The sequence below is a fragment of the Frondihabitans cladoniiphilus genome, assembly GCF_039544345.1.
Lineage (GTDB): Bacteria > Actinomycetota > Actinomycetes > Actinomycetales > Microbacteriaceae > Frondihabitans > Frondihabitans cladoniiphilus.
The window spans coordinates 18,729-42,650 of record NZ_BAABLM010000009.1; the positions used below are offsets into that span (position 1 = coordinate 18,729).

26 protein-coding genes are annotated in these 23,922 nt (G+C 65.8%); 11 read left to right on the forward strand and 15 right to left on the reverse strand.

Going from position 1 to position 23,922, the window contains the following annotated elements; translation table 11 throughout:
• Positions 1-176: 176 nt before the first annotated feature.
• From ABEA39_RS15300 to ABEA39_RS15310, 3 genes are all read right to left on the reverse strand, one after another.
• Entirely contained in the window at positions 177-911 is a 735-nt protein-coding gene (locus tag ABEA39_RS15300) for a TetR/AcrR family transcriptional regulator (RefSeq protein WP_345376812.1), read from the reverse strand.
• A 728-nt stretch (positions 912-1,639) separates the two neighbouring features.
• Complete coding sequence (locus ABEA39_RS15305; RefSeq protein ID WP_345376813.1) at positions 1,640-2,650, reverse strand: NAD(P)/FAD-dependent oxidoreductase; 1,011 nt, start codon at positions 2,648-2,650, stop codon at positions 1,640-1,642.
• The gene (locus tag ABEA39_RS15310) at positions 2,647-3,558 is read right to left on the reverse strand and encodes a class I SAM-dependent methyltransferase (RefSeq protein ID WP_345376814.1); all 912 of its coding nucleotides are present in this window, start codon (positions 3,556-3,558) and stop codon (positions 2,647-2,649) included. The genes ABEA39_RS15305 and ABEA39_RS15310 overlap by 4 nt, the downstream gene beginning before the upstream one ends.
• Before the next feature lie 47 nt (positions 3,559-3,605).
• Between ABEA39_RS15310 and ABEA39_RS15315 the strand changes: the two genes are divergently transcribed.
• Entirely contained in the window at positions 3,606-4,205 is a 600-nt protein-coding gene (locus ABEA39_RS15315; protein WP_345376815.1) for a helix-turn-helix domain-containing protein, read from the forward strand.
• Positions 4,206-4,436: 231 nt separating this feature from the next.
• On the opposite strand, the gene ABEA39_RS15320 is transcribed toward ABEA39_RS15315, so the two are convergent.
• The 8 genes from ABEA39_RS15320 to ABEA39_RS15355 all read right to left on the reverse strand — a co-directional run bounded on the left by ABEA39_RS15320 (position 4,437) and on the right by ABEA39_RS15355 (position 11,113).
• Positions 4,437-5,198, reverse strand: a complete 762-nt coding sequence (locus ABEA39_RS15320; RefSeq protein ID WP_345376816.1) for an SDR family NAD(P)-dependent oxidoreductase — start codon at positions 5,196-5,198, stop codon at positions 4,437-4,439.
• Between the two features lie 17 nt (positions 5,199-5,215).
• Positions 5,216-6,211 carry an aldo/keto reductase gene (locus ABEA39_RS15325; RefSeq protein WP_345376817.1) on the reverse strand — a complete coding sequence of 332 codons (996 nt, stop codon included), beginning with the start codon at positions 6,209-6,211 and terminating at the stop codon, positions 5,216-5,218.
• Between the two features lie 32 nt (positions 6,212-6,243).
• Entirely contained in the window at positions 6,244-7,005 is a 762-nt protein-coding gene (locus ABEA39_RS15330) for a carboxymuconolactone decarboxylase family protein (protein ID WP_345376818.1), read from the reverse strand.
• Between the two features lie 9 nt (positions 7,006-7,014).
• The gene (locus ABEA39_RS15335) at positions 7,015-8,217 is read right to left on the reverse strand and encodes an MFS transporter (RefSeq protein WP_345376819.1); all 1,203 of its coding nucleotides are present in this window, start codon (positions 8,215-8,217) and stop codon (positions 7,015-7,017) included.
• A complete protein-coding gene (locus tag ABEA39_RS15340; protein ID WP_345376820.1) occupies positions 8,214-8,588 on the reverse strand; it encodes a DUF2255 family protein in 375 nt (124 codons plus the stop codon). Before ABEA39_RS15340 ends, ABEA39_RS15335 begins: the two co-directional genes overlap by 4 nt.
• Before the next feature lie 71 nt (positions 8,589-8,659).
• Entirely contained in the window at positions 8,660-9,682 is a 1,023-nt protein-coding gene (locus ABEA39_RS15345) for a zinc-dependent alcohol dehydrogenase family protein (RefSeq protein ID WP_345376821.1), read from the reverse strand.
• Positions 9,683-9,797: 115 nt separating this feature from the next.
• The gene (locus tag ABEA39_RS15350; RefSeq protein ID WP_345376822.1) at positions 9,798-10,199 is read right to left on the reverse strand and encodes a (R)-mandelonitrile lyase; all 402 of its coding nucleotides are present in this window, start codon (positions 10,197-10,199) and stop codon (positions 9,798-9,800) included.
• On the reverse strand, positions 10,199-11,113 hold the full coding sequence (locus tag ABEA39_RS15355; RefSeq protein WP_345376823.1) for a helix-turn-helix domain-containing protein: 915 nt from the start codon (positions 11,111-11,113) through the stop codon (positions 10,199-10,201). The genes ABEA39_RS15350 and ABEA39_RS15355 overlap by 1 nt, the downstream gene beginning before the upstream one ends.
• Before the next feature lie 100 nt (positions 11,114-11,213).
• Here ABEA39_RS15355 and ABEA39_RS15360 point away from each other — a divergent pair, with 100 nt between their 5' ends.
• The 3 genes from ABEA39_RS15360 (at position 11,214) to ABEA39_RS15370 (ending at position 14,712) form a co-directional block, all read left to right on the forward strand.
• Positions 11,214-12,587, forward strand: a complete 1,374-nt coding sequence (locus ABEA39_RS15360; RefSeq protein WP_345376824.1) for an MFS transporter — start codon at positions 11,214-11,216, stop codon at positions 12,585-12,587.
• A gap of 75 nt (positions 12,588-12,662) precedes the next feature.
• The gene (locus ABEA39_RS15365; protein WP_345376825.1) at positions 12,663-13,727 is read left to right on the forward strand and encodes an aldo/keto reductase; all 1,065 of its coding nucleotides are present in this window, start codon (positions 12,663-12,665) and stop codon (positions 13,725-13,727) included.
• Between the two features lie 37 nt (positions 13,728-13,764).
• Positions 13,765-14,712: a quinone oxidoreductase family protein gene (locus ABEA39_RS15370; RefSeq protein ID WP_345376826.1), complete on the forward strand. Its 948-nt coding sequence runs from the start codon at positions 13,765-13,767 to the stop codon at positions 14,710-14,712.
• A gap of 221 nt (positions 14,713-14,933) precedes the next feature.
• Here the strand turns inward: ABEA39_RS15370 and ABEA39_RS15375 are convergent, their stop codons facing one another.
• Positions 14,934-15,968, reverse strand: coding sequence for an aldo/keto reductase (locus ABEA39_RS15375; RefSeq protein ID WP_345376827.1), 1,035 nt, complete (start codon positions 15,966-15,968; stop codon positions 14,934-14,936).
• A 94-nt stretch (positions 15,969-16,062) separates the two neighbouring features.
• Between ABEA39_RS15375 and ABEA39_RS15380 the strand changes: the two genes are divergently transcribed.
• Positions 16,063-16,638: a TetR/AcrR family transcriptional regulator gene (locus tag ABEA39_RS15380; RefSeq protein WP_345376828.1), complete on the forward strand. Its 576-nt coding sequence runs from the start codon at positions 16,063-16,065 to the stop codon at positions 16,636-16,638.
• Between the two features lie 173 nt (positions 16,639-16,811).
• Positions 16,812-17,582, forward strand: coding sequence for an SDR family NAD(P)-dependent oxidoreductase (locus tag ABEA39_RS15385; RefSeq protein ID WP_345376829.1), 771 nt, complete (start codon positions 16,812-16,814; stop codon positions 17,580-17,582).
• Between the two features lie 108 nt (positions 17,583-17,690).
• Here ABEA39_RS15385 and ABEA39_RS15390 read toward each other — a convergent pair whose 3' ends face one another.
• Positions 17,691-18,059 (reverse strand): DUF2255 family protein, encoded by a 369-nt coding sequence (locus tag ABEA39_RS15390; RefSeq protein WP_345376831.1) that lies wholly within the window; start codon positions 18,057-18,059, stop codon positions 17,691-17,693.
• Between the two features lie 104 nt (positions 18,060-18,163).
• Positions 18,164-19,030: a helix-turn-helix transcriptional regulator gene (locus tag ABEA39_RS15395; protein WP_345376833.1), complete on the reverse strand. Its 867-nt coding sequence runs from the start codon at positions 19,028-19,030 to the stop codon at positions 18,164-18,166.
• Positions 19,031-19,201: 171 nt separating this feature from the next.
• Here ABEA39_RS15395 and ABEA39_RS15400 point away from each other — a divergent pair, with 171 nt between their 5' ends.
• Genes ABEA39_RS15400 through ABEA39_RS15415 form a run of 4 tightly spaced genes read left to right on the forward strand, consistent with a single transcriptional unit; the run spans position 19,202 to position 22,105 of the window.
• On the forward strand, positions 19,202-20,044 hold the full coding sequence (locus ABEA39_RS15400) for an SDR family oxidoreductase (RefSeq protein WP_345376835.1): 843 nt from the start codon (positions 19,202-19,204) through the stop codon (positions 20,042-20,044).
• Positions 20,044-20,364, forward strand: a complete 321-nt coding sequence (locus ABEA39_RS15405; RefSeq protein WP_345376837.1) for a putative quinol monooxygenase — start codon at positions 20,044-20,046, stop codon at positions 20,362-20,364. The genes ABEA39_RS15400 and ABEA39_RS15405 overlap by 1 nt, the downstream gene beginning before the upstream one ends.
• On the forward strand, positions 20,361-21,125 hold the full coding sequence (locus ABEA39_RS15410; protein ID WP_345376838.1) for an SDR family NAD(P)-dependent oxidoreductase: 765 nt from the start codon (positions 20,361-20,363) through the stop codon (positions 21,123-21,125). The genes ABEA39_RS15405 and ABEA39_RS15410 overlap by 4 nt, the downstream gene beginning before the upstream one ends.
• An 11-nt stretch (positions 21,126-21,136) precedes the next feature.
• Positions 21,137-22,105 carry an amidohydrolase family protein gene (locus ABEA39_RS15415; protein WP_345376840.1) on the forward strand — a complete coding sequence of 323 codons (969 nt, stop codon included), beginning with the start codon at positions 21,137-21,139 and terminating at the stop codon, positions 22,103-22,105.
• Positions 22,106-22,286: 181 nt separating this feature from the next.
• Here ABEA39_RS15415 and ABEA39_RS15420 read toward each other — a convergent pair whose 3' ends face one another.
• On the reverse strand, positions 22,287-22,859 hold the full coding sequence (locus ABEA39_RS15420) for a TetR/AcrR family transcriptional regulator (RefSeq protein WP_345376842.1): 573 nt from the start codon (positions 22,857-22,859) through the stop codon (positions 22,287-22,289).
• Between the two features lie 108 nt (positions 22,860-22,967).
• Between ABEA39_RS15420 and ABEA39_RS15425 the strand changes: the two genes are divergently transcribed.
• Complete coding sequence (locus tag ABEA39_RS15425; RefSeq protein ID WP_345376844.1) at positions 22,968-23,870, forward strand: oxidoreductase; 903 nt, start codon at positions 22,968-22,970, stop codon at positions 23,868-23,870.
• Positions 23,871-23,922 lie beyond the last annotated feature (52 nt).

The following is a 23,922-nucleotide window of genomic DNA, read 5'->3' on the forward strand; positions in this document are numbered from 1 at the left end:
CGGCGGAGTTCATGAGACCTTCCGTGAATGTTGACTGGGGTCGCGACGATCGGTTTTCGGCGCGGAGACAAGACCCGACGGTCGCCGGGCACGGCGAAGGCACCCGTGAGGGGCGCGACAAGGGTCGCTTCGGGTAGCTGTAACGGTTCGTGTGACGGGCGTGTGCGCCCGGTGGCTTAGTGCTGCGGGTCGACGCTTCCCAGGATCATCGTGACGGTGAAGTCGAAGCGGTCATGCCCCTCCCCCGCGGTCAACTCGGCGGCATGCGTCACCGTGTTCGGGAAACGGCTTTCGGGGAGCATGAGGAACCGTTCGAGGACTTCTTCGCGGTCAGCAGCTTCCGCCGCCTCGTCGCCGTCGGAGTGCCGCCGAAGCGAGACCGCGCTGTAGGCGGCGATGTAGAGAAACAGCGCGTCGGTGGCCCAGCCCGCAGTTCGTGGAGTGACGCCGATGTCGATCAGGATGGCGAGCAGGCCCTCGTTGATGCGGAGAGTGTCGAGGCTCCGCGGGGCGGCCTGCAGGGCCGCTTGCGAGATACCGGGGTACTGCAAGTAAAGGTCGCGCAGCTGCCGGCAGACGTCCAGGATCTGCTCCTGCCACATCGCCGCATTCGGCTCGGGGAGCTCAACGCGGGCGCAGAGACGCCCCACCATGAGGTCGTCGAGTTCGGACTTGTCGCGGACGTGCGCATAGAGGGCACCCGGCGTGGCTCCGAGCGCACTCGCGACGCGACGCATGGTCACCCCAGGAAACCCCTCCGCCTCGACGATCGCGAGTGCGGCCTCAACAATTCGGGAGACGGTCAATGGCTCACGACGTTTTCGTACAGCTGCTGCAGGGGCGTCAAGCGCCGCGATCTGCTCCACCCACCGTGCACGCGACGTGGTGGGTGCTGCATCTTTTCCGGTCATGATCCGAGCGTAACACCAAATTAAACACTGTTCATTCTTAAACGCTGTCTTTTACGAAACAGCGTTCAGGGCTCACAGTTTTTGAGACGACGGGCGGAGCCATGTTTCGGCGAGTTCAGCCTCAACGACCCGACCGATGAACAGCTGACCTCCTTTAAGACGTGCGGCCCATCTGGCCGTCCAAACGGGCCAAACACCTATCTTTGCGGGCCACGACTGGCCGATCGCGATACCTCAGGAACGACTCCTCTGCCAGGGAGGCGCGCCTGTCTCATCCGGGTGCGCCCCAACGCGTTACGGCGCAATGGCGCAAATAGCAGATGCACTGCCAAGAGCCGCCCTTAGCAACCTCCTTCATGTCGCAAAAGGTGTACCTCAAAGGAGCACCTTCAGTTGGGAGAGCACGCGCGGTGAACTGGATGACTCTGAGCAGTGTTCCTAGTGGCTCCCTGTCGTCAGCTAAGGAAATACGACATCTCGAAGTTGCCGTGGCAAGACTTCCAGCGGTTTGCGCCATGACACATATCGACGGGGCGACCTGGCTCGACGGCTAAGGCTTTGGGGGGAGTTGACTATTGCGTCACACGCGGAACCAAGACGGTGTTCCACAGGGCTGCCGGTTTCGAGTGAAAAGACTTCGGGCAATGTCCCCGTACCGACTCGGCTTCTGAAAAGGCGGTCTTCGCACCCGTCGGGCAGGACTCCATTGTTTCCGTACTCTCGGTCGATCAGAGCCCATGCCGGCGGTCGCCGAGGATCCGCTCGCAGTTCTCGGCCTCTCGAGCGGCGGAGAACGGTTCGCGTCGTTCCTTGACGGTTAGCGCTAGGTCGGTCATGGCGAGGTCGCCATGAATGGCCGCGCCGGCCATGAGGCCGGCCGTGGCCGAGGCGACGACCATCGCCGACAAGTCACTCACATTCCCGGCCGCCCACACGCCCGGCACCGCGGTCTGCCCGCGGAGATCGATGGTGATCTGTTGACCGAACGGCGTCGCCAAAGGGACCCCTCCGAGGGCCTCGAACAGTTCGGTCCGTGCGAGGAACACGGGGGCGACTACGACCGCGTCCATCTCGAACGTCTTACCGCCCTCGATCGCGACGGCTCGGACCGACGTGCCGTCCACCAGCAATCGCTCCACTCGGGGTGTGACGACTCGGACATTCAGGGCAGCGAGCTGCTCCCACTGCTCGTCACTGGGCTCGGGGGCCTCGTGAAGGAACAGCGTGACGTCGTCGCTGAGCTGCCGGAAAAGGATCACCTGATGGATCGCGTTCTCGTTGCGGCCGAGCACGGCGATGCGTTGGTCGCGCACTTCCCAGCCATGACAGAACGGGCAGTGCAGCACAGTCCGCCCCCACGCTGCTTCGACGCCGGGAACGTCGGGCAAGTCGTCCACGAGGCCGGTGGCGAGGATAACCCGGCGGGCCGAGACGTGCATCCGGCCGTCGTCCACCTCGATCACGAATTCGTCGACTGCGCCGGAGGCTCCGGTTGCGACTCCGGACACGATGCGTGCTCCGTAGGCCGTGGCCTCCGTTCGACCGCGAGCAAGGAGTTCCGTGGGCGCGACTCCCTCCTGTCCGAGAATGTTGTGCGCCTCTGCTGCGGCTGCGTTGCGGGGTTGCCCCGCGTCGATGACCACCACGCTGCGTCGGGAGCGGGCAAGCGCAACGGCCGCGGCCAATCCCGCAGCTCCACCTCCGACTACGACCACGTCGGCCCGGATTGTGTCGCTCATCGGTCGACTCCTGTCGCGGCCGTGTCTGCTCCGCGGCCGTCCGGGCGGACCGCCACCCAAAAGACACGACCCGAGGTGTAGTACTTGTGCGCGACCGCGGGACGGTCGGAGGCGAGCGAGACGATCGCTGCGTCGACGGCAACGAGGTCTTCAGAGCCGAGGTCGTTGGCGAGTAGCTGTCGGTTGAGCGTGAGTTGCAGTTGAAGGAACCGTGCGCCGTCAAGCGTCGCCGACGAGACGGAAATGGTCGTCTCCTGCCGTTGAATCCGGGCAAAGCCCGCCTCCGTGAGTGCCTCCGACCAGTCGGGGGCCACCGGGTAGCCGCGGGCCGCCAGAGCCTTGACCAGGTGATCGGCGAGCGACTGGCGGCCCGTTCCTAAGTCGGCAGGGCTGTAGGTGGTCGCCCCGGTGAATTCACTCACGACGGCGACGCCGCCGGGCCGCAGGAGGGCGAACGTCTGTTGCAACACCCGCGCGGGGTCATTCGTGTGATGAAGCGATAGGGCAGCCCACGCGAGGTCGACCGACCCTGGCAGGACCGAAGGCCAGTTGTCGTCGAGGTTAAGGAGGTGCGTCTCGACCCGTGAGGAGACACCCGTGTCAATGGAGGATGCGCGGAGGCGTTCGAGCATGCCCGGCGACGCGTCGAGGGCGTGCACTCGTGCCTCGGGAAAATGGTTCGCGAGGGCGACGGTGCTGGTTCCGGTTCCGGCACCAAGGTCGACGATCTCGCGTGGTTCACGGCCCAGGGCGGCCGCCGCGGCCAGGAGGGCTTCGCGGAGGAACGGGGCCGCATGGACAGCGTCCAGATCGAGAAGCTCGGCGAACTCGCGGTCGCTCTCGGGCGCTGGTCCGTGCCCTGGGCGGGCGTGATGGTGGTCGTGAGCGGCCGGTGTCGTTGAGGTCATGCTCATAGGGTAAGCACGAAATGCGTTAAACGAATAGGCTGTTGCGTATGACGCAAGAACTGCTTGATGAAGTCGTACGGCAGCGTATTCGTGGCCTGCGAGTCGCTCGGGGGTGGACTCTCGATACGCTGGCGGATCGCTGCTACCTCTCGGCATCAACGCTGAGCCGTATCGAGACAGGCCACCGACGGATCGCTCTTGACCAACTTGTGCCCATCGCTGCCGCACTCGGCACGACGCTCGACCAACTCGTTGAGCCTGAGGGCGACGACGACGTGGTTATCCGGCCCGAACCCGAGGCCCGCCCCGGTTCAACGACGTGGCTGCTCTCGCGGGAGCGGGACCGCCGGGGTGTCACCGTCGCCAAGATGCGCATCACCCCTGAGCGTGAGACGGGCGAGCCCGGCGTGCATCCCGGCTACGAATGGTTCACCGTTCTCAGCGGCACCATTCGACTCGCCCTGGGAGAGCGCACCATTCTGGTTCACGAGGGCCAAGCGGCCGAGTTCCCGACAATGACTCCGCATTCGATTCATGCGCACGAAGGTCCCGCCGAAATCCTCACAATCTTCGACCATGACGGCGAGAAAGCCCACCTCCCCGGCCATCGGCAGACTCCGAAGGGCCACGAGAAGACCGATACGTAGGTCTCAATTGCAGCCACCGAACGTTGAACCTTGCGTCGGGGCAATCCCCCGCTGTTTGGTGGTCACGGAACACCGCGCAGAGCGCTGAACCCAACAGCGTAGGTGGACCAGGACGCCGCTCGTCGACTAAGGGATGTCTTCCAGTCGTTACTCGAGTAGCCGACGCCGATGAGGTGTGAGTGCGGCCAGTAAAGAGCCCCGCCCGCGTCCGCCGCAGGTGACCGTGTGGTGCTACTGAGCCGTGATGCCACCGTCGATGACGAGGGTGGTGCCCGTGACGTATGCGGCGCCGGAACTGGCGAGCCAGAGGACGGCCGACGAGATCTCGTCGACCGAGCCGACTCGTTCCATGGGCGTACCCTTCATGATCCGGTCGTAGGTATCCGGGTCGTTGTCGCGGATGTTCGCGACGAGGGGCGTGTCAATGGTCCCGGGGGCTATAGCGACGACGCGGATACCTTCTGTCGCGTATTCGAGGGCGACGCTCTTGGTGAGGCCGAGGACACCGTGTTTGGATGCGTGGTAGGCGGCTTGTCCTACGGCGCCGACGACTCCGCCGATGGAGGAGTTGTTGATGATGACGCCTCCTCCCTGCTTCTGCATCTGAATGACTTCATGCTTGATCGATGACCACACGCCACGCAGGTTCACAGCCATGACCTTGTCGAAGGTCTCCGCTGACACGTCAGCGGTGTTCTGCCCGTCGGGCTGGATGCCGGCGTTGTTGAAGGCGATGTCGACCGCGCCGTATCTCTCAACGGTTCCGGCGACGAGGGCGGCGACCTGGGCGTCGTCCGCCACGTCGCACGCGATAGCTGTCACTGTCAGGCCCGTGGCGGACAGACGGTTCGCGGCAGCGATCAACTCGTCAGTGCGAAGGTCGGCCAGGGCGACGCTGGCACCGGCCTCGGCGAATGCCTTTGCGGTGGCGAAGCCCAGACCGGATGTGGCCCCGGTAACGATGACGACTTTGCCGGCAAATGACTCGGTCACGGTGTTCTCCGGTCCGATCAGAGGTTCGTTTGTGCTTCGAGGAAGTCGGGGTAACGGCCCCCGATAATCTCGATGGAGTCAGACATGGCCGTGAGGCGGGAAGCTTCGTCCTCGGTCAGCTCGATGTCGGCCGGAGCGATGTTCTCTTCGACCCGGTGCAGTTTCGTGGTGCCCGGGATGGGAACAATCCACGGCTGGCGGTTGAGAAGCCACGCGAGCGCGATCTGCCCCGCCGTGACGCTCTTCTCTGCCGCGATGGCTTTCACGCCATCTACGAGAGCTGCGTTTTGGGCGAGCGCATCGGCTTCGAATCGTGGAATGCTCGCTCGGAGGTCGTTGCCCTCTTCGAACGCCGTGGTGGTGTCGATGGTCCCGGTGAGGAAGCCCTTGCCGAGGGGGCTGAAGGGCACGAACCCGATACCGAGGTCTCGGCAGACGTCGAGCACGCATTCTTCGGGTCGCCGCCACCAGAGGGAGTACTCGCTCTGGATGGCCGTGACGGGTTGGACGGCGTGGGCGCGACGGATGGTGTCGGCTGCGGCTTCCGATATGCCGTAGTTCTTGACCTTCCCCGCGGCGATGAGGTCGCGGACCGCTCCCGCGAACTCTTCGATGGGGTAGTCCGGGTTGACGCGGTGCTGGTAGTAGAGGTCGATGGCGTCGACGCCCAGGCGGGACAGGGAGCCGTCGACGGCGCCGGCAACCTCGTCGGGTCGGAGGAGGCGACCCGTGGCCTTGTGGGTGCCGGGGTCGATGTGGTTCGCGAATTTTGTCGCGACGACGACTTCGTTGAAGCGTCCGGCTAGTGCTTCGCCGAGGAGTTCTTCGTTCCGGTGCGGCCCATACGTCTCGGCGGTGTCGAAAAAGGTGACGCCGAGATCGATGGCGGAGCGGAGCAGCGAGATCATCTCGGTGCCGTCAGGGTTGCCGCTGTACCCGCCGGTCATGCTCATGCAGCCGAGTCCAATAGCGGAGACGGTGAGTCCGTTCGGTCCGAGGGTGCGTGTCTTCATGATGTCCTTCGTCGTTGAGGTGGAACGGGCGGTCAAGCCGTGGCGGGTGCACCGTCGTTGACCTGTGCGAGGCCGTTGAGGGTGCGAGGGTAGCCGATGTACGGCACGAGGACCGTCAGCACGTCGAGCAGGTCGGAGCGGGTGTTGCCAGCGTTGAGGTTCATGGCGACGTGGCCTCGCACCTGATTGTCGGCACCGCCGAGGGCGACGAGGAGAGCAAAGGTGATCAGTTCGCGCTGCTTCAGGTCGAAACCTGAGCGGGTGTAGTAGTCGCCGAAGCAGTTGCCGGAGAGGAACTCCTGGAAGTGCCGGGCGTCGGCCGGAGCGTTGGCGTGCATCCCGTCGACGGCTTCGTCGCCGACGAGCCGCTTCTGGGTGGCGAGGCCTTGGGTGAGGCGAGTTGCGGGTTCCGTGGTGCTCTGCGCCGCGACCGGGACCGCGATGCCGCGCGACTCAAATTCCTCGTTGGTGGCGAAGATGAAGTCGATGCCGCGGGCCACGCCGACATAGGCGACGGCCTGGTAGGTCAGCTCCTTGACCTCGACAGGAGTGACCCCGTTCGTGAGGCCGGCGCCGAGCAACGCTCTGAATTCGGTGAGCGCGCCAATGGCGATAGTCGCGGCGAGCTGGTAGATCAGCCGGTCGTGCCTGCTGAGAGAGGAGTGGGACAGGGTCTCGCCGAAGGCGAAGTCGCTGTAGAAAGCCCAGAAGTCCGGGTCGGTGGTCGCCAGTGAGGATTCGCCGCCTGGGAAGAGGGTGCGGAACTCGGTGAGGGCGTTGGCGCGGGTGCTCATGTGGTGCTCCTATTCGGCGGGGCTGGTCGTGTGTCGTACGGCGAGGATCGTGAGCGGGATAGCTCCGAGGACCACCATCACGATGCCGATGGTCTCGGGGGCGGTCACGCCCAACGGCCCGCTGAGCGCGTCGCTTTCGATCCAGGAGGCGATGGCGGTTCCGGCGTTGAATGCGGCGACGGCGAGAGCTGCTGCGAGTGTTGGTGCCGACGGAGCGAAGCGGACAGCAAGGCCGGTCGCGACCGGCGGCACCGCCATTCCGACGACGCCGAGCAAGACGACGAGAACGACCGTCGGTACCGGGAGGGCTGACAGCGGGAGCAGGAGGGCCAAGACGATGCCGACGCCGATGGTCGCGGTGAGGAATGTGCGTAGTGGGCGTCGATCGGCGAGACGGCCGGCGACGTTGGTTCCGATGAGGGACCCAATACCGAAGCAGACGAGCACCAGGGGGACCGCCCATTCGGGCAGGCCGGTGCGGCGGGTCAGAAGGGGTGAGATGTAGCTGAAAGCGCCCATGTAGGCACCGGTGACGAGGACCGTGCCCGCGACCAGGAGCCAGGTGCGGCCGCTTGCCAGGGCGGAGATCTCGGACCGGGCCGACTGGGGTGGACGTTGTTCGTCGGCAGGGGCGAATCGGCGGATGACGACCGCCGCAATCCCGGCGAGGACAGCGAGTCCCCAGAAGGTACCGCGCCAGCCGAGGAGTTGCCCGGCGAAGGAGCCGAGTGGAACACCGGCGACGGTGGCAAGGCCGACGCCGCTCATCATGACGCCCAATGCGCGTGAGCTTCGGGCAGGGCCTGCGGCGGTGGTTGCGACTACGGATGCCACCGACCAGAACGCGCCGGTCGCGACTGCCGTGAGGACGCGGGCGCCGAGGACGATGGCGAAGCTGCCGCTGAGGGCGGCGACGACATGCCCGAGCGCAAAGACCAGCAACGCGAGGACAAGCGTTGCCCGGCGCGGCAGTCGGAGGGTCGCGACGGCCATGACCGGTGCGCCGACGACCATTCCGATCGCGAACGCGGTGATGAGCAAGCCCACCTGGGAGACGCTGACGGAGAGGCCCGTCGAGATCTGCTGGAGGAGCCCGGCGACGATGAACTCGCTGGTGCACATGAGGAACGTGCCGACCGCGAGGAGCGGGACCACGAACGGCAGCCGTCCCGTCGTGCCGGTCGACGTAGATGATGCGGCCGTGGTGCTCATGGGCGCGGGCTGATCTTGACCGTTGCGGCCTGGGTTTTGGCGGTGACCATCGGTGGCAGGTACTGGCTGCCCTTGTACTTGGCCTCGTACGCCGCGTCGACGGCGTCATTCACAGCCGGGTCGGCCTGTTCGAACAGCACTTCGTGGGTCTGCCCGGCGGCGCGGATCCTGCCGGCTTTCTGCTCGATGGCGGACTGGTACCAGCGCCCGTTGGTGCCGTTGTACGCACGGACGTAGAGGTTGTCGCCGACGACGACGGACCAGATCCAGGTGGGCGTGCCGTAGGTGGTGCCGTCGGCACGGAACGGGGAGATGTGCAGATCGTCGCTTCCGGCGATGGCACGGATGGTGTCGGGGTTCCAGCTGCTCATGGTGTCGCTTTCTGACGAGGTGGCTCTTGACCGGCTGGGACATACTGCGCGGAGAGCCGGTTCATGGGTGTTTAGAAGCGGACGATGGCCTTGATGGCGCGGCGTTCGTCCATGGCCTCATAGCCCTCGGTGATGTCCTCGATGCCGACTTCGAAGTCGAAGACGCGACCCGGGTTGATCTTGTCGGTCCAGATGAGGTCGATCAGCTCGGGCAGGTACTGGCGGACGGGGGCGGGTCCGCCGTGCAGGTGCACATGCGAGGGGAAGAGCACGTCGCCGGGGAGGCTGACGTCGTGGGAGACACCCACGTAGCCGACGTGACCGCCGGGGCGGGCCGACTGGATGGCCTGCATCATCGACTCCTGCGTGCCGACCGCCTCGATGACGGAGTGCGCCCCGAGACCGTCGGTCATCTCCTTGATTTTCGCCACGCCTTCGTTTCCGCGTTCTTCGACGATGTCCGTGGCGCCGAACTCGCGGGCGAGGTTCTGGCGGGACTCATGGCGGCTCATCGCGATGATCCGCTCCGCGCCAAGCTGTTTGGCGGCGAGCACCGCGAGAAGCCCGACGGCGCCGTCGCCGACCACGACGACAGTCTTGCCGGGGCCGACCTCCGCGGCCTTGGCACCGAACCAGCCGGTGCCGAGAACGTCGGAAGCGGCCAGGAGCGAGGGGATCTTGTCCGCAGCCGGCATCTCCGGCGTGGCGACGAGGGTGCCGTCGGCCTGGGGCACGAGGAGATACTCGGACTGGGCACCGTTCATACCGATGTAGCCGCCGTGAATGCAGTTTGACTGGTAGCCCGACTCGCAGATCTCGCAGGTGTTGTCAGAGAACATGAACGAGCCGACGACGAACTGGCCGACCTTGATATTCGTGACGTCGGAGCCGATCTCGTCGACGATGCCGACGTACTCGTGACCCATCGGGGTGGCGTGCGGCATCTTCTCGACGCCGCGCCATGGCCACATGTCTGAGCCGCAGACGCAGGCGGCCACGACCTTGATGAGGGCGTCGGTGGGGTTTTGGATGGTCGGTTTGTCGCGGTCGATGACCTCAACGTCGCCGGGGGCGTTGATGACTGCTCCACGCATGGAGATGTTCCTTTCACGAGGGGGATGGCCCGTATTCGGGCGCAACAAAGGAAGCGGACCTCGGCACACGTGGCACCGGGTCCGCTTCGCTGCGGTGCTGAAGATCAGGGAAAACTTAGGGGCGGTGGTACTGCTCGTCGGTGACGGGCTCCAGCCACGTCGTCGCGGTGGAGGGGTCGTCGGGGATGTCCATCACCGCGAGGTGCTCCATGAAGTCGTCCGGGGTGGCGCCGTGCCAGTGCTCTTCGCCCGGCAGGGTGTAGATGCTGTCGCCCGGGCGGATCTCGAGGATCTCGCCGCCGCGGTTCTGCACCAGTCCGACACCCTCCGTGACGTAGAGGGTCTGGCCGAGAGCGTGGGAGTGCCAGTTGGTGCGGGCCCCCGGGGAGAAGCGGACCTTTGCCGCGCTGGCACGTTGGCCGTCGTCCTGGGGGCGGGCGATGCCGTCGACCCAGACGTCACCGGTGAACTGCGTCGGCGGGTTCTTTGACGTCGGCGGTTTGATCAATCGTTCCATCAGTCGTTCTCCTTGGTAAGTGTCTCGGCCGAGGGCGCCTTCGAGGAGGCGGGGGTGGCGGTCCAGGACGCGAGCAGGCTCAGTGCTTCGGCGGTGGGGGTACCCGGCTCGGCTGTGTAGATCATCAGGTTCAGGCCAGGGTCAGCCACCAGGTCGGTTCCCTCGAAGATCATGTCGAGGGGACCGACGATCGGGTGGATGAAGTGCTTCATCCCGCTGGCGTGACGGCGAACATCATGGATGCCCCAGCGGGCTCGGAACGCTTCGCTGCGGGTCGACAGCTCGCCGATGAGGTCCTGGAGGTCTTTGTCGTAGGGATCCCGGCCGGCCTCGGTTCGCAAGATCGCGACGGTCTGGTCGGCAGCGATTCCCCAGTCGGGGTAGAAGCGGTCGGCTCGTTCTGGCTCCAGGAAGCAGTACCGGGCAAGATTCATCGGCTTACCTGGAAGGGTTGCTTCTTTACTTTCGTAGAGGTCCGCGTAGACGGCTTTGCCCAGCGCGTTGGAGGCGAGGATGTCGAGCCGGCCGTTTCGGACGAATGCGGGTCCGCCGGTAATGGCGTCGAGAATGAACTGCAGGCTCGGGCGCACGTTCTGCACTTTCGTGCTGCGGCGCTTGGAGGGGATCGGCGACGCATTTGCTGCCTTGGCCAGGTCAAGAAGGTGCGATCTCTCGTCATCGTTCAGGAGCAGCGCTTGTGCGAGGGCGTGCAGGACACCATCGGATGCGCCGGCGAGGCTGCCGCGCTCGAGGCGGGAGTAATACTCGACGCTGACTCCGGCGAGCATGGCGACCTCCGTGCGACGAAGACCCGGCACGCGCCGGTTCGGGCCGCTCGGCAGCTCCACCTGTGCGGGTGTCACGTTCGCCCTGCGGCTCGTGAGGAACTCGCGCACCTCTTCGGAATTGTCCATGCCCCGAGCGTACGAGCGTGATCCGGTGTCTGGGATGCCCTACCAGTACACCTTTCGTCAGGGCACCCCTCCCGCTCGTCGCACGGGTCATGCTGGCGGCATGACATCGACGACGACCGCGACGACGCGCGCGGGCCGCACCCTGGCGCTGGCCTCGCTCGGGTTCTTCCTCATCACCCTCGACATCCTCATCGTCAACGTGGCGCTGACCAGGATCGGCCGGGACCTCGGCGGCAGCACATCGGGCCTTCAATGGGTCATCGACGCGTACACGCTCATGTTCGCCTCGCTGCTGCTCTTTGCCGGGAACCTGTCCGACCGCATCGGGGCGAAGAAAGCCCTTGGCTGGGGTATCGCCGGGTTTCTGGTCGCCTCCATCGGCTGCGCCGTCGCACCGTCACTCGGTGTCCTGATCGCGGCCCGCGTCGTCCAGGGTTCGGCGGCTGCGATCATGCTTCCGGCATCGATGGCCCTCATCCGGGAGGCCTACCAGGATGCGAAGGAGCGCGCTCACGCCCTCGGGATCTGGGCCGTCGGCGGCGCCGTCGCTGGAGCCGTCGGGCCGGTCCTGGGCGGCGCCTTGACCACTCTCGACTGGCGACTCGTCTTTGCGATCAATCTGCCCGTCTGCGTCGTCATGCTCGTCCTCCTCCGCTCGGTGCAGAAATCTGCCGCCCGACCCACACCATTCGATTGGGGTGGCCAGATCGCCGCCCTCGCCACCCTCGGAGGTCTCGTCTTCGGCCTCATCGAAGGAGGCTCCCTCGGCTTTGGCTCCCCACTAGTCATCGGCGCGTTCATCGTCGGCGCCGCAGGACTGGTCGTGTTTCTAGTGATCCAGGGCCGGATACGGCATCCCATGATGCCGCTGCCGCTGTTCCGCCCGCGAGGCATGCGCATTGCCCTGCTGGTCGGTTTCGCCTTCATGGTGGGCAACTTCGGCACCGTGTTCGTCAACAGCCTCTACCTGCAGCAACACCTCGGCATGACACCCCTTCTCGCCGGGCTCGTCTTCCTACCGTCCGCCGCATTCGCTGTCACCGGCAACATCATCAGCGGCACCCTCGCCAACCGGTACGGCGCCCGTGTCCCGGTCGTCTTCGGCCTGCTCACCATGGTTACCGGGCTGGTGATCCTGGTCCTCACGGCTCCTCTCGGATCGCCCTGGCCGATCCTCGTCGGCTCGATCTTCACCGGCGCCGGCGGGTCCGTGGCCATGCCTCCCGTGACCTCCGTCGTCCTCGCCAGCGTCCCAGCCGAACGTTCGGGGACGGCCAGCGCCGTGTTCAACACGTTCCGTCAGGTCGGTGGCGCGGTCGCCATCGCCGTCTTCGGCGTCCTCATCGCCGACCGCACCCACTTCGTCGCCGGGATGCAAACCAGCTTCATCGTCGCCGGAACTGTCATCCTCGCCGCCGCGATCGCCGCCGTCTTCATCCGCCCGGCGACGGAAAACACCAGGCCCACGTCATGAGGGATGCCCTGACAGGGCATCCCAGTCGCCCCACAGGAGGCGTTGGCTCAAAACAGACTCCCGAAAGGAAATGACATGCAAAACCGCACCCTCGGAAACTCCGGCACCATCGTCTCCTCCATGGCGCTCGGCACCATGGATTTCGGCACCATGACCAGCGAAGACGACTCCTTCAACGTCCTCGACGCGTTTGTCGAAGCCGGCGGCACCCTCATCGACACCGCCGACGTCTACGGAGGCGGCGCCTCCGAGAAGACCCTCGGCAAGTGGTTCGCCTCTCGAGCAGCGGACACCACAGAACCCGTGGTTCTCGCCACCAAAGGCCGCTCCCCCGCGGGCGACGGTACCAATGACCAGGGCAATTCGCGCCGACACCTCGACCGCCAACTGAACCAGTCCCTTCGCCGCCTCGGTCGCGAGAACGTTGACCTGTATCAATTGCACGCCTGGGACCCGCTCACCCCGGTCGAGGAGACCGTCGCCTTCCTCGGCGACGCCATCAGCGCCGGGAAGATCCACTCCTGGGGCATCTCAAACTTCACCGGCTGGCAGCTCCAGCTCATGGTGTCGACCGCCCGGGCTCTTGGAGTCGCGGCACCGGTGACGCTGCAGCAGCAGTACAGCCTCCTCTCCCGCGAGAGCGAGTCCGATGTTTTCCCCGGTGCCGCCTACAACCACGTGGGTCTTCTCGCGTGGTCGCCGTTGGCCGATGGGTTCCTCACCGGCAAATACAGCCGAGAGGACAACCCCACCTCCAGCACCCGCGCTGGATCCGACAACCCCATCTACCAGTTCACCGCCGGCTACCGGGCTGCCGACCCGCGCACCTGGGACATCGTCGACGCCGTCGTGAAAGCCGCCGACGAGGTCGGAGCAAGCCCCGCCCGCGTCGCCCTGAGCTGGCTGCACGACCGCTCCGGCCTGGTCGCGCCCATCATCGGTGCCCGCAACGTCGACCAACTGCACGACAACCTCGCCGCCGCCGACCTGCATCTCGACGCCGCCGTCCGCAACCGGCTCGACGAGATCAGCGCTCCCCGCGTCGGGCAGTACCCGTATGGGCCGTTCGGTGCGGCTCAGCGTGCCCGAACCGTCGAAGGTGGCGCCCCGCTCGCCGCCGTCATCGGCGACGCCAAGTAACGCGACCGTCCGTCAGCTCCCACATGGAAGGCGACTTGTGAAAGCCATTGGCCTCACCAACTACGGCGGACCCGAGGTTCTCCGCCCCATCGAGCTGCCGCTTCCCGAGGTCGGTCCCGGCGAGGTCAGGATTCGGGTACGTGCCGCAGCGGTCAATCCTGTCGACACGATCATCCGCGCCGGCCACTTCGCTGGGAAAGACGGAGCGATTCCGGTAGCCGTCGTGCCCGGGATGGACGTCGCCGGGACCATCGACGCCATCGGACCCGACCAACCCGCCGGGTTTGACCTCGAGGTTGGCGACCCCGTCATTGGGTTCATCGTCCCCGACGGAACTCACGGCGGCTACAGCCAGCAGATCGTCCTCCCGTCCGAGTCCCTGACGCGCAAACCTCCGACACTCACTTTCCCCGAGGCGGCGTCATTCCTCTCGAATGCCTTAACGGCTGAGATCGCCCTCGAAGCCCTCAACCTCAAACCCGGTGCCACGCTAGCCGTCACCGGTGCGACCGGTGCCGTCGGCGGCTACCTCGTCGAACTCGCCTCGCAACGCGGTCTAGTCGTCATCGCGTCGGCGTCGGCGGCCGAGAAGGACCTCGTGCAAGGCTTCGGAGCGAGCATCGTCCTTGACCGCGATGCGGACTTTGCTGCCGGCGTTCGTGTGGCAACAGAAGGTGTTGGTGTCGATGCTCTCGCCGATCCGGCGATCCTGACCGATCAGGTCATCGATGCCGTTACAGACGGCGGACAGATTGCGTTCTTCCTCCCGACGGACGTCGAACCCGGCCGTGGGATCTCCGTCTTCCGTTCCTACGTCATGCAATCCAGCCGGCGCCATGACGTTATCGAGCGCCTAGCGCGCCTAGCGGGTGACGGGAAAATCTCGCTCCGTGTGGCTGGTCGCTATCCTGCCGTGGATGCGGCCGAGTCACACCGGCGACTTGAGGAGGGCAGCCTAAGGGGCCGGAGCATCCTCGAGTTTTAGACGCATCGACCTCCAGAGGTACAAGGGTCTGCAGCCAGTCCATGCGCCCTAAGAGATTGACGGCAGACCTTAGTGCCTTCAGAGTTCCCGTTCGTTCCCCTACCGCTGATCGTTCCGGCGCTAGGCGAGTGCTGAAATCCGTGCAGACGGGTTCTGAAAACGACAAGGGCGCAACGAGATGGCTGGCAGAAGCATTTCGCGCGTCTTCCAGCCATCTGGGCCTAGTTGAGGTGTCTGCGGAGCGCCGCGTCGAGAAGGTCGGGTGGGGTGGCGTTGTAGTTGTCGTCGGGGTTGAGGTCGGTGCCCGGCGCGACGATCTCGTCGATCCGGTCGAGGACGTCGGGGGCGAGGATGACGTCCGCGGCACCGAGCAGGCTCGTGAGCTGGTCGTGAGTTCGTGGGCCGATGATCACCGAAGTAAGAGCGGGATGCGCCAGCACGAAGGCCAGGGCGAGATGCGGCAGGGGAATACCGGCTTCGGTCGCCAGCAGGGTCAACTGCCTGACCGCCTCCGCCTTCGCCTGATTGCCGGGAACGGCCGGGTCGTACATGCTCGGGCGACTCCCCGCTCGATGCGAGCCTGCGGGGTCGCTGCGCCCGGAGAGCCAACCGGCGTTCAGGGGGCTGTAGCTGATCACACCCATCCCATGTCGGCGCGCGGTGGGAAGGACGGCGCGCTCGATGCTCCTCGTCAAGACCGAGTAGAGCGGCTGCTCGCTGACGAACCGCCGGTGCCCGCCTCGCTCGGCGGCCCACTGGGCCTCCACGATCAGTTCCGCCGGGAAGGTCGACGACCCGACGGCTCTGACCTTCCCCTCGCGCACGAGGTCCGACAGCGTCGCCAGGGTCTCGTCGATTCCCGTGGCGTGGTCCGGGCGGTGGAGTTGATAGAGGTCGATCCACTCGGTGTCGAGCCGACGAAGGCTGTTTTCGACCGCCCGCCGGATCCATCGCGGGGATGCCCCCCGCTGGTTCGCGTCATCGCCCGTGGGGAGTCCGAACTTCGTCGCAATCACGACGTCGTCGCGTCGGCCTCTGAGTGCTTTCCCGACGATCACCTCTGATTCGCCACCCGAATAGACGTCGGCGGTGTCGATCAGGTTGACTCCCGCGTCGAGTGCTGTCCGAATGATCGCGATGGAGTCGTCGTGGTCGTCGTTGCCCACGGCGCCGAACATCATCGCACCGAGGGTGATCTCACTCACGGAGATGCCACTCGCACCCAGGATCCTGCCCTTCATCGCTGCTTCTTCCATATCGCTTCGCTAAGCGGAGTAAACTCCGGTAAGTGCGACTTTAAACGAAGTCCACTCCGTTAAGCAAGCGCGACGAGAAGGACAGGGGCCGACGATGGCGGATGCTTCGCAGCGCAGGCGCGCACCGCGATCCGACGGCATTCACAACCGCGACCGGATCCTCGAGGCGGCAGCACGGGCCTTCGCGACGGATGGGCCGGATGCGACCCTCAAGAGCATCGCCCGTGACGCGGGCGTGGGCATCGCCACGCTCTTTCGCCACTTCCCCACGCGCGAGGATCTGGTCGAGGAGGCATACAGCAACTCGTTGGAACACCTCTGTTCCGCTGCCGACAACCTGCTCGAGAAGTACCCCGCGCTCGAGGCGACACGGCGCTGGATGGGCCGGTACCTCGACTACATGAGCCAGAAGAGTGGCATGGCCGAGACCATTCGGACCCTGCTCACCGACGACATCGACTCGCGAGTGGGCTCGATCGGCAGGCTCACGGGCGCAGTGACCGCCCTCCTGGAAGCCGGGCAGACTGCGGGGCAGATCCGTCAGGATGCCCGAGCCGATGATGTCCTGGCAGCCCTCGCCGGCATCGCGGTCGTGGCAGGACGCCCGACCCAGCGCGACCAAGCCGACCGCCTCGTGGAGTACATCATCGAGGGCTTTCGCCGAACCTAAGCAACTGAAGCCCGGCACGCCCTGCTGTGTCCTTGTGGGGCGGCCGTTCGATGCATGCCTCCATCCCTTCAGATGGCTCCTAGCAGAACCCGTCCTTGACAAAACGGGGCGCACGACCCGTATAGTTCGGTAAACGGGGCAACCGCCCCGTTTCGCGAACGGAAGGCATCATCATGTCTGAACGGTTGGAAGGAAAAGTCGCTCTTATCTCGGGCACCGGGGGTGGCTTGGGCCGCGCTGCGGCCCTCGCGTTCGCCCGGGAGGGAGCACTGGTAGTCGGCTCCGGCCGGAGTCAGGAGAACGCGGACGAGACCGTGCGCTTGGTCGAGGCGGCCGGCTACACGATGAAGTCCCTCGCACCCGTAGACCTGTCCACGCCTGAGGGAGCTCAGGAGTGGGTGGCAAGTGCTGTCGAGGCGTTCGGTGGCATCGATCTGCTCTATAACAACGCCAGTGCGCCGCGGTTCGTGCCGTTCCCGGTGATGTCGGTCGAGGACTACAACTACACGATCCACAACGAGCTCGACATTGTCTGGCACTGCACGCAGGCCGTGTGGCCTCACCTCGTGTCTCGCGGCGGCGGCGCGATCCTCAACGTCGCCTCTCAGGCAGGCCTCATCGGCTCACGAGATCTACCCCAGGCGGCACACTCCGCAACCAAGGGCGCCGTGCTGGCGTTGACCAGGCAACTCGCCGCTGAAGGCGCCGCGTCTCATATTCGCGTCAACACCCTGACTCCCGGCCTGATCGCATCGCCTCCGATTGCAGAGATCATGAGCAGCAGCCCGAACCCCCTGGAGTCGATGGCAGAGAAGACCTTCGTCCGGCGGGCCGGCGAGCCCAACGATGTCGTCGGTGCAGCGATCTTCCTGCTCTCGGACGAAGCGGGCTACATCACGGGCAGCAACCTGGTGGTCGACGGCGGCATGACCGTCATGGTCTGAGGTCGCGAAGACACCGGCGACCCCAGAGTGCTGGCAGCTCGAATGCGAGTCGGCGCTCGCGCGGGCTGTCGAGACTGTCCGTCCGGCAACGTGGGACGAGGAGGCTTCCTACCGAGGGTCGATGCGAACTGTCGCAGCTTGCATCGTGGCGCTCAGCGTCGTTCGTAGATGCAACCTGAATCGGTATTTCTTTCGGTAGGCGCTGTCGATCTCCTTGTTCAACGACTGGTCCATTCGGATGAACGAGACGTCGTAGCGCTGCTCCCCGGCGCTGATCCGGCCGAGGCCTCGCGACAACGCGCGTTGGTACCAACGGGATCCCTGGCCTCGGTACGCCCGCGCGTACAAGGCTCCATCGACGGCCACCATCCAGGTGGTCGTCGATGACACCGGGGCATCGGATCCGCCGAAGGGCTGGATCTGGATCTCGCGGTGCCGGGTGATCGCCTGGAATTGTTCGGCTGGCCAGGTGGCCATGAGGTGTGCCTCTCTTCGAGCAGTGCTTTGATGGCGCGCCGAAATCTGTCGTGCACCACGAGCTCGAGCCCGTGGTGCACGACGTCAGCGCGACGGAGCGTGCGCTAGTTGGGTTGCTCTTCAGCCCTGGCAGGGCTTCTGGTCGGGTCTGCCGGTGCTTCGGCATCGGCGGCAAGAGTCGACAGCAAGCGGAGGGCCTGGGAGGTGCCGCTGCCGGGGTCGGCGTGGTAGATGACGAGGGTCTGGCCTTCGGTCCCGCCGACTTGGAACTTGTCGTAGGTGAGTTTCAGCTCGCCGACGCTTTCGTGCTGCATGATGTGCTGCCCGTCGCCGGACTGGGGGCGCACGTCGTGCCGCGACCACAGCCGCGCGAACACGGGACTCTTCACCGAAAGCTCTCCCACGAGTTCGGTGAGGCGGACGTCTTCGACGTCGGGGCCGACCATCGCGCGAAGTGCCGCCACAAGCGTCACGACCTTGGTCTCCCAGTCGGGCAGCAGCTCGTGCACCGCTGAGTCAAGGAACGTCGACTTCAGCACGTTCTCGCCGGGGTCGAACATCGGCGACAGCGCACGCGCCAGGGCGTTGGAAGCGACGACGTTCAGCAGCGGGTCGTGCACGTACGCCGCCGTGTCGGTCCACGAGTCGAGGAGCTGCTGCACGCTCGGGCGCACCCGCTCGGCGCGGCGCACCACGCGGCTCTTTCCAGGCTTCGGGCTCGCCAACAGGTACAGGTGTGTGCGGCCGTCTTCATCCAGGTTCAAAGCGCGAGAGACGGCGTCGAGCACCTGGGTCGAGGGGTGCTGGTCGCGGCCTTGTTCAAGGCGGGTGTAGTACTCCGTGCTGATGCCGGCGAGCATCGCCAGCTCGTCACGGCGAAGGCCCCTGACGCGGCGTCGGCCGTTGTCCACCAGGCCTACGTCTTCGGGGCGGACCTGTTCGCGCCGTGCGCGAAGGTAGTCGCCGATCAAATTCGAGGTCATAGCGCAACCGTAAGCACTTCAGGGGATCTCTGGGTATCCCTGTCAGGGCAGGTCTAACCAGGGCAATCGCTAACTTCTCAGTTCGGCCGAACACTTAGGCCAGAGGGCGGAGCCGCCGCCTTCATCCAAGACAGTGTCATCCGAGAAAAGGGAAACAACATGCCTCAGCGCACCTGGTTCATCACGGGAGTAAACAGTGGCTTCGGCCGTGCCATGACCGAGCAGCTGCTCGAGCGCGGCGACCGCGTCGCCGGCACCGTCCGCAACGTCGACTCCGTCAAGGACCTCACCGACAAGTACGGCGAGAACTTCTGGGTCGGCTCCCTCGACCTCACCCACACCGCCGACATCCGCACCGTCGTCGACCAGGCCTTCACCGACCTCGGCACGGTCGACGTGATCGTCAACAACGCCGGCTACGGCCTCTTCGGTGCCGCCGAAGAGCTCACCGACGAGCAGGTCGAGCACGCCATCGACACCAACCTCCTCGGCTCCATCCAGATCATCCGCACCGCGCTTCCGCACCTCCGTGCTCAGGGCGCCGGCCGCATCATCCAGCTGTCCACCTTCGGTGGCCAGGCCGCCATGCCCGGCGGGTCGATGTACCACGCCACCAAGTGGGGCGTCGAAGGCTTCGCTGAGGCCGTCAGCATCGAGGTCGCACCCCTCGGCATCGGCGTCACCATCGTCGAGCCCGGCGGAGCTCGCACCGAGTTCCGCAACGGCTCGGCCAAGCTCGGCCCCGCGATCGAGGCCTACGCCGCCACTCCCGCAGCGTTCGCCCGCAACATGATCACCACCGGCGGCACCCCCGCCGTCGGCGACCCCGCCAAGATCGCCGCCGCCATCATCGACAGCGCCGACCAGAACCCTGCCCCGAAGCGCGTCGTCCTCGGCTCGGACTCGTTCGGCATCATCTCCGGCGCCCTGACCGCCCGCCTCGCCGACGTGCAGTCGCAGAAGGACTCCGCTGCCCTGACGGATTTCCCGGCCGGCGCCTGATGATCGTCGCCCACATGGAATACACCTACCCGGTCGACAAAGACGCCGAGATGCGGGCCCTCGTGCCCGACGTCGACGCGTTCTCCAGGCAGTTCGAGGGCAATGAGCACTTCCAGCTGTCCTTCGCCGACGACCGGCCCGGTGTCCTTCTCGGCGTCGAGGTGTGGCGCGATGCCGCTACCTTGAACGCCCACGTCGCCGTGGCGCACGACGCCCCGGAACTGGCCGCATGGCATGCGCTCACCACAGGAATGAGCATCTCGCTGTTCACCGCGACGCCCTTGGACGTCGCCGAGCTTCGAGCCGGGGCCGCAGCATGACGGACCCCACCGGGTCCGCCGTCGTGACCGGTGGCGCGCAGGGAATCGGGCTCGCAATCGCCCGCGACCTTGCCGCCGCCGGCCACCGGGTCGCGATCCTCGGCACCCGCTCCCCCGCCGCCGGCGACCCCATCGCCCAGGAGCTCGGCCCGGACCACATTTACGTCCAGGCCGACGTCGCCGACGAGGCGCAGGTCGAATCGGCTCTCGCCGAGGTCGCCGCCAAACTGGGCCGTGTGTCGGTGCTGGTCAACAACGCCGGCGTCGGTTCTTCCGCCGATGTCGCCGAGTTGGAGCAGAAGGACTGGGACGCGTTCTTCGGCGTCGACCTGAAAGGGTCGTGGCTGATGTCCAAGTTCGCGGTCCCGCAGATGCGTGAGCTCGGCGGTGGGGCGATCGTCAACATCTCCTCGATCCATGCCACCCTCACCCGCGCCGGGATGTTCCCCTACGCGGCAGCGAAGGCCGGGATCCTTGGCCTGACCCGCTCGATGGCTCTGGACCTTGCCGCGGACCACATCCGCGTCAACGCCGTCTCGCCGGGCTACATCCGCACCCCACCCATCGAGAACCTCTACAACTCCCGCCCCGACCCGAAAGCGGCCTGGGCGCGCCTGGAAGAGGTCCATCCCCTCGGCCGCATCGGCACACCCGAAGAGGTCTCCGCCGTCGTGGCGTTCCTCGCCTCTCCCGCTGCGAGTTTCGTCACCGGGGCCACCTGGAACGTCGACGGCGGCCTCAGCGTCCGCTTCGCCAGTTAGGACCACGCATCATGCGAACCATCACGCTCGAGGAGCATTTCGTCTCACAGCGCTTCCTCGACACCGTCGGGATCAACCTCGGCGGACAGCGAGGAGTCGACCTCTCCGGAGGGGAACTCACCGACCTGGCCGACACGAGGCTGCGACACATGGACGCCAGCGGGATCGACATGCAGGTCCTCAGCCACGTCGTGCCGACCTTCGCACCCCTCCCGCACGCCTTACAGGTGGACATCTCCACGGCGGCTAATAACCAGGCCGCGGAAGCAGTCGCAGCGCACCCGGATCGGTTCGCCGCGTTCGCCACACTGCCCGTGGGCGACGTCGACGCGTCCGTGACGGAGCTGGAACGGGCCGTGAAACAGCTCGGCTTCAAGGGCGCTTTGCTCAACGGCCGGGCCGATGGGAAGTTCCTTGACGACCCCGAGCTGTTCCCGCTCCTGGTGAAAGCCGCGGAGCTGAACGTGCCCCTGTATCTGCATCCAGGACTCCCCACGGAAGCGCTCCGTAACGAGCTCTACTCGGGCTTCGGCCCGTCGGTCGGCTACGCGCTCAGCACCGCCGCCTGGGGTTGGCACGCCGAGGCCGGGCTTCACGCGCTCCGGCTGATCGCGGCCGGCATCTTTGAGAGCCTGCCGAACCTGCACATCATCCTCGGACACCTCGGGGAGATGGTGCCCTACATGATCGATCGAGCGGACGAGTGGCTGAGCCCAGCCATGAAGTTCGACGGCATCGCGGGTCCCTCGGTGGCAGAGACGTTCCGGTCCAACTTCTGGATCACCACCAGCGGAATGTTCTCCTCGCCGCAGTTCCTCCTCGCCCTCCAAGTCTTGGGGGCCGAACGGATCATGTTCTCGGTCGACTACCCGTTCAGCCCGAACAGTCAGGGCCGGGCGTTCTTCGACGGGCTGGAGATCAGTCCGTTCGAGAAGGAGAAGGTCAGCCACCTGAACGCGGAACAGCTGCTCGGGCTCTAAAGCCCAGCCGAAAGACCTCGCACTTGACTGACTCCAGAATCCCCCCTCCTGTGATCGGTCGGGTGCGAGCGAGAAAGGCGAGACCCCCGCGGCGGAAGTGCCAGATGACATGACTTCCGAAGCGGGGGCCTTCGTCACACCCGCGGGCGAACGCCAGGTGCCGACCGTACTAAGCAGGGGCCTAGGCCGAGCGCGGGCGCATCCCGTTGAGGACCACTTCGGTCACCGACTCAGCGAGGGCCGCGTTGTAGCCCTGCATCGCTTGGCATCCGATCATCAGGGTCTTGACCTCCAGCGGTGTGATCTCCGCGCGAGCGTTCCCCGCGTCTTGTGCTGCACGGAGAAGGTCGCCGAGCAGGACAAGGAACTCTTCTTCGGCGACGGGGCCGGCAGAGCCCCAGTCAAGCCCCACCGTGGCAAAAGCATCGACGAGGCCCTGGTTGTCGGCTCCCCAGTGCAGGATCAGGAGTCGCAGGAATCGGAACAGGGCTTCTCCGGGCTCGGGCTCGTGGAGCATGGCGCGGCCGTCGGCGACGATGTCCGCGAGCAGCGAGCCGATGACGGCTCGGAAGAGGTCGTCCTTTGTTGGGAAGTGGCGGTAGATGGTTCCCGCGCCCACGCCCGCGCGGCGTGCGATCTCGTCGAGGGGGACGCCGAGGCCCTCGCTGGCGAAGGTGTCGAGGGCGGCCTTGAGGACGAGCTGGCGGTTGCGCGCAGCATCCGCCCTGAGGGGCTTCGTGGTCTCGATCGACACGTCGACCTCCAATCCACAGCACCCCTTGACAAAGCGGGGCGTGCGTTCCGTATAGTGGGCACTAGCCGGGGCGATGGCCCCGTTTACTCATCCTAGCAAGGAGTTGCCATGCCCAACTGGACTGCAGACCAGATCCCTGACCAGACCGGAAAGACCGCAATCGTGACGGGCGCCAACTCCGGCCTCGGTTACGAAACCGCCGCCGCCCTTGCCGCCCACGGCGCACGCGTCGTCCTCGCCGTCCGCGACCAGGTCAAGGGGCGACAGGCCGCCGACAAGATCGTCAAGGCCACGCCCGGTGCCGTCGTCGAGCTGCAGCCTCTCGATCTGGCATCGCTCGCTTCCATCCGGAAGGCTGCCGCAGAACTGAACCAGAAATTCGAGCACATCGACCTGCTGGTCAACAACGCCGGCCTGATGTTCCCTCCGAAGACCGTGACCGAGGACGGTTTCGAGCTGCAGTTCGGCACCAACCACCTCGGCCACTTCGCCCTGACCGGGCTGCTGCTTGACAACCTTCTCGCGACCCCGAATTCCCGCGTCGTCGTCGTCAGCAGCTACGGGCACAAGATGAACGCATCGATCCACTTCGACGACTTGGAGTGGGAGCGCAAGTACAGCGCAGCCGGCGCCTACGGGCAGTCCAAGCTCGCCAACCTGCTGTTCGCTTACGAACTCGAGCGCCGACTCGAAAAGGCCAGAACGTCCACAATCGTCACCGCGGGACACCCCGGCAATGCGAACACGGACCTTCAGCGGCACCTGAACCCGGTCGTCGCCCCCATCATTTCGCGGATGAGCCAGTCGGCCGCGATGGGAGCCCTGCCCATGCTGCGCGCCGCCACGGACCCTACTGCGAAGGGCGGGCAGTACTACGGGCCGAAGGGCTTCCTGGAGCTGAGCGGCTACCCCGTCGTCACGAAATCCAGCAAGCAGTCGTACGACGAGAAGCTCCAAGCGCATCTCTGGAGCGTCTCGGAAGACCTCACCGGCGTCACGTTCCCGGTATGAGGGCGCTCGACCGCCGTCGCGGTCGAAGCCTTCACACCACGCACCACAACCG

Coding starts and splice junctions, on each gene's coding strand:
- ABEA39_RS15340 (WP_345376820.1), bottom strand. CDS start 8,588: ATGAGCAGCTGGAACCCCGACACCATCCGTGCCATCGCCGGAAGCGAC.
- ABEA39_RS15355 (WP_345376823.1), bottom strand. CDS start 11,113: ATGGACAATTCCGAAGAGGTGCGCGAGTTCCTCACGAGCCGCAGGGCG.
- ABEA39_RS15345 (WP_345376821.1), bottom strand. CDS start 9,682: ATGCGTGGAGCAGTCATCAACGCCCCCGGCGACGTTGAGGTCATCGAC.
- ABEA39_RS15400 (WP_345376835.1), top strand. CDS start 19,202: ATGCCTCAGCGCACCTGGTTCATCACGGGAGTAAACAGTGGCTTCGGC.
- ABEA39_RS15405 (WP_345376837.1), top strand. CDS start 20,044: ATGATCGTCGCCCACATGGAATACACCTACCCGGTCGACAAAGACGCC.
- ABEA39_RS15415 (WP_345376840.1), top strand. CDS start 21,137: ATGCGAACCATCACGCTCGAGGAGCATTTCGTCTCACAGCGCTTCCTC.
- ABEA39_RS15375 (WP_345376827.1), bottom strand. CDS start 15,968: ATGGAAGAAGCAGCGATGAAGGGCAGGATCCTGGGTGCGAGTGGCATC.
- ABEA39_RS15410 (WP_345376838.1), top strand. CDS start 20,361: ATGACGGACCCCACCGGGTCCGCCGTCGTGACCGGTGGCGCGCAGGGA.
- ABEA39_RS15425 (WP_345376844.1), top strand. CDS start 22,968: ATGCCCAACTGGACTGCAGACCAGATCCCTGACCAGACCGGAAAGACC.
- ABEA39_RS15380 (WP_345376828.1), top strand. CDS start 16,063: ATGGCGGATGCTTCGCAGCGCAGGCGCGCACCGCGATCCGACGGCATT.
- ABEA39_RS15325 (WP_345376817.1), bottom strand. CDS start 6,211: ATGAAGACACGCACCCTCGGACCGAACGGACTCACCGTCTCCGCTATT.
- ABEA39_RS15310 (WP_345376814.1), bottom strand. CDS start 3,558: ATGACCTCAACGACACCGGCCGCTCACGACCACCATCACGCCCGCCCA.
- ABEA39_RS15350 (WP_345376822.1), bottom strand. CDS start 10,199: ATGGAACGATTGATCAAACCGCCGACGTCAAAGAACCCGCCGACGCAG.
- ABEA39_RS15390 (WP_345376831.1), bottom strand. CDS start 18,059: ATGGCCACCTGGCCAGCCGAACAATTCCAGGCGATCACCCGGCACCGC.
- ABEA39_RS15335 (WP_345376819.1), bottom strand. CDS start 8,217: ATGAGCACCACGGCCGCATCATCTACGTCGACCGGCACGACGGGACGG.
- ABEA39_RS15360 (WP_345376824.1), top strand. CDS start 11,214: ATGACATCGACGACGACCGCGACGACGCGCGCGGGCCGCACCCTGGCG.
- ABEA39_RS15385 (WP_345376829.1), top strand. CDS start 16,812: ATGTCTGAACGGTTGGAAGGAAAAGTCGCTCTTATCTCGGGCACCGGG.
- ABEA39_RS15300 (WP_345376812.1), bottom strand. CDS start 911: ATGACCGGAAAAGATGCAGCACCCACCACGTCGCGTGCACGGTGGGTG.
- ABEA39_RS15315 (WP_345376815.1), top strand. CDS start 3,606: ATGACGCAAGAACTGCTTGATGAAGTCGTACGGCAGCGTATTCGTGGC.
- ABEA39_RS15365 (WP_345376825.1), top strand. CDS start 12,663: ATGCAAAACCGCACCCTCGGAAACTCCGGCACCATCGTCTCCTCCATG.
- ABEA39_RS15305 (WP_345376813.1), bottom strand. CDS start 2,650: ATGAGCGACACAATCCGGGCCGACGTGGTCGTAGTCGGAGGTGGAGCT.
- ABEA39_RS15330 (WP_345376818.1), bottom strand. CDS start 7,005: ATGAGCACCCGCGCCAACGCCCTCACCGAGTTCCGCACCCTCTTCCCA.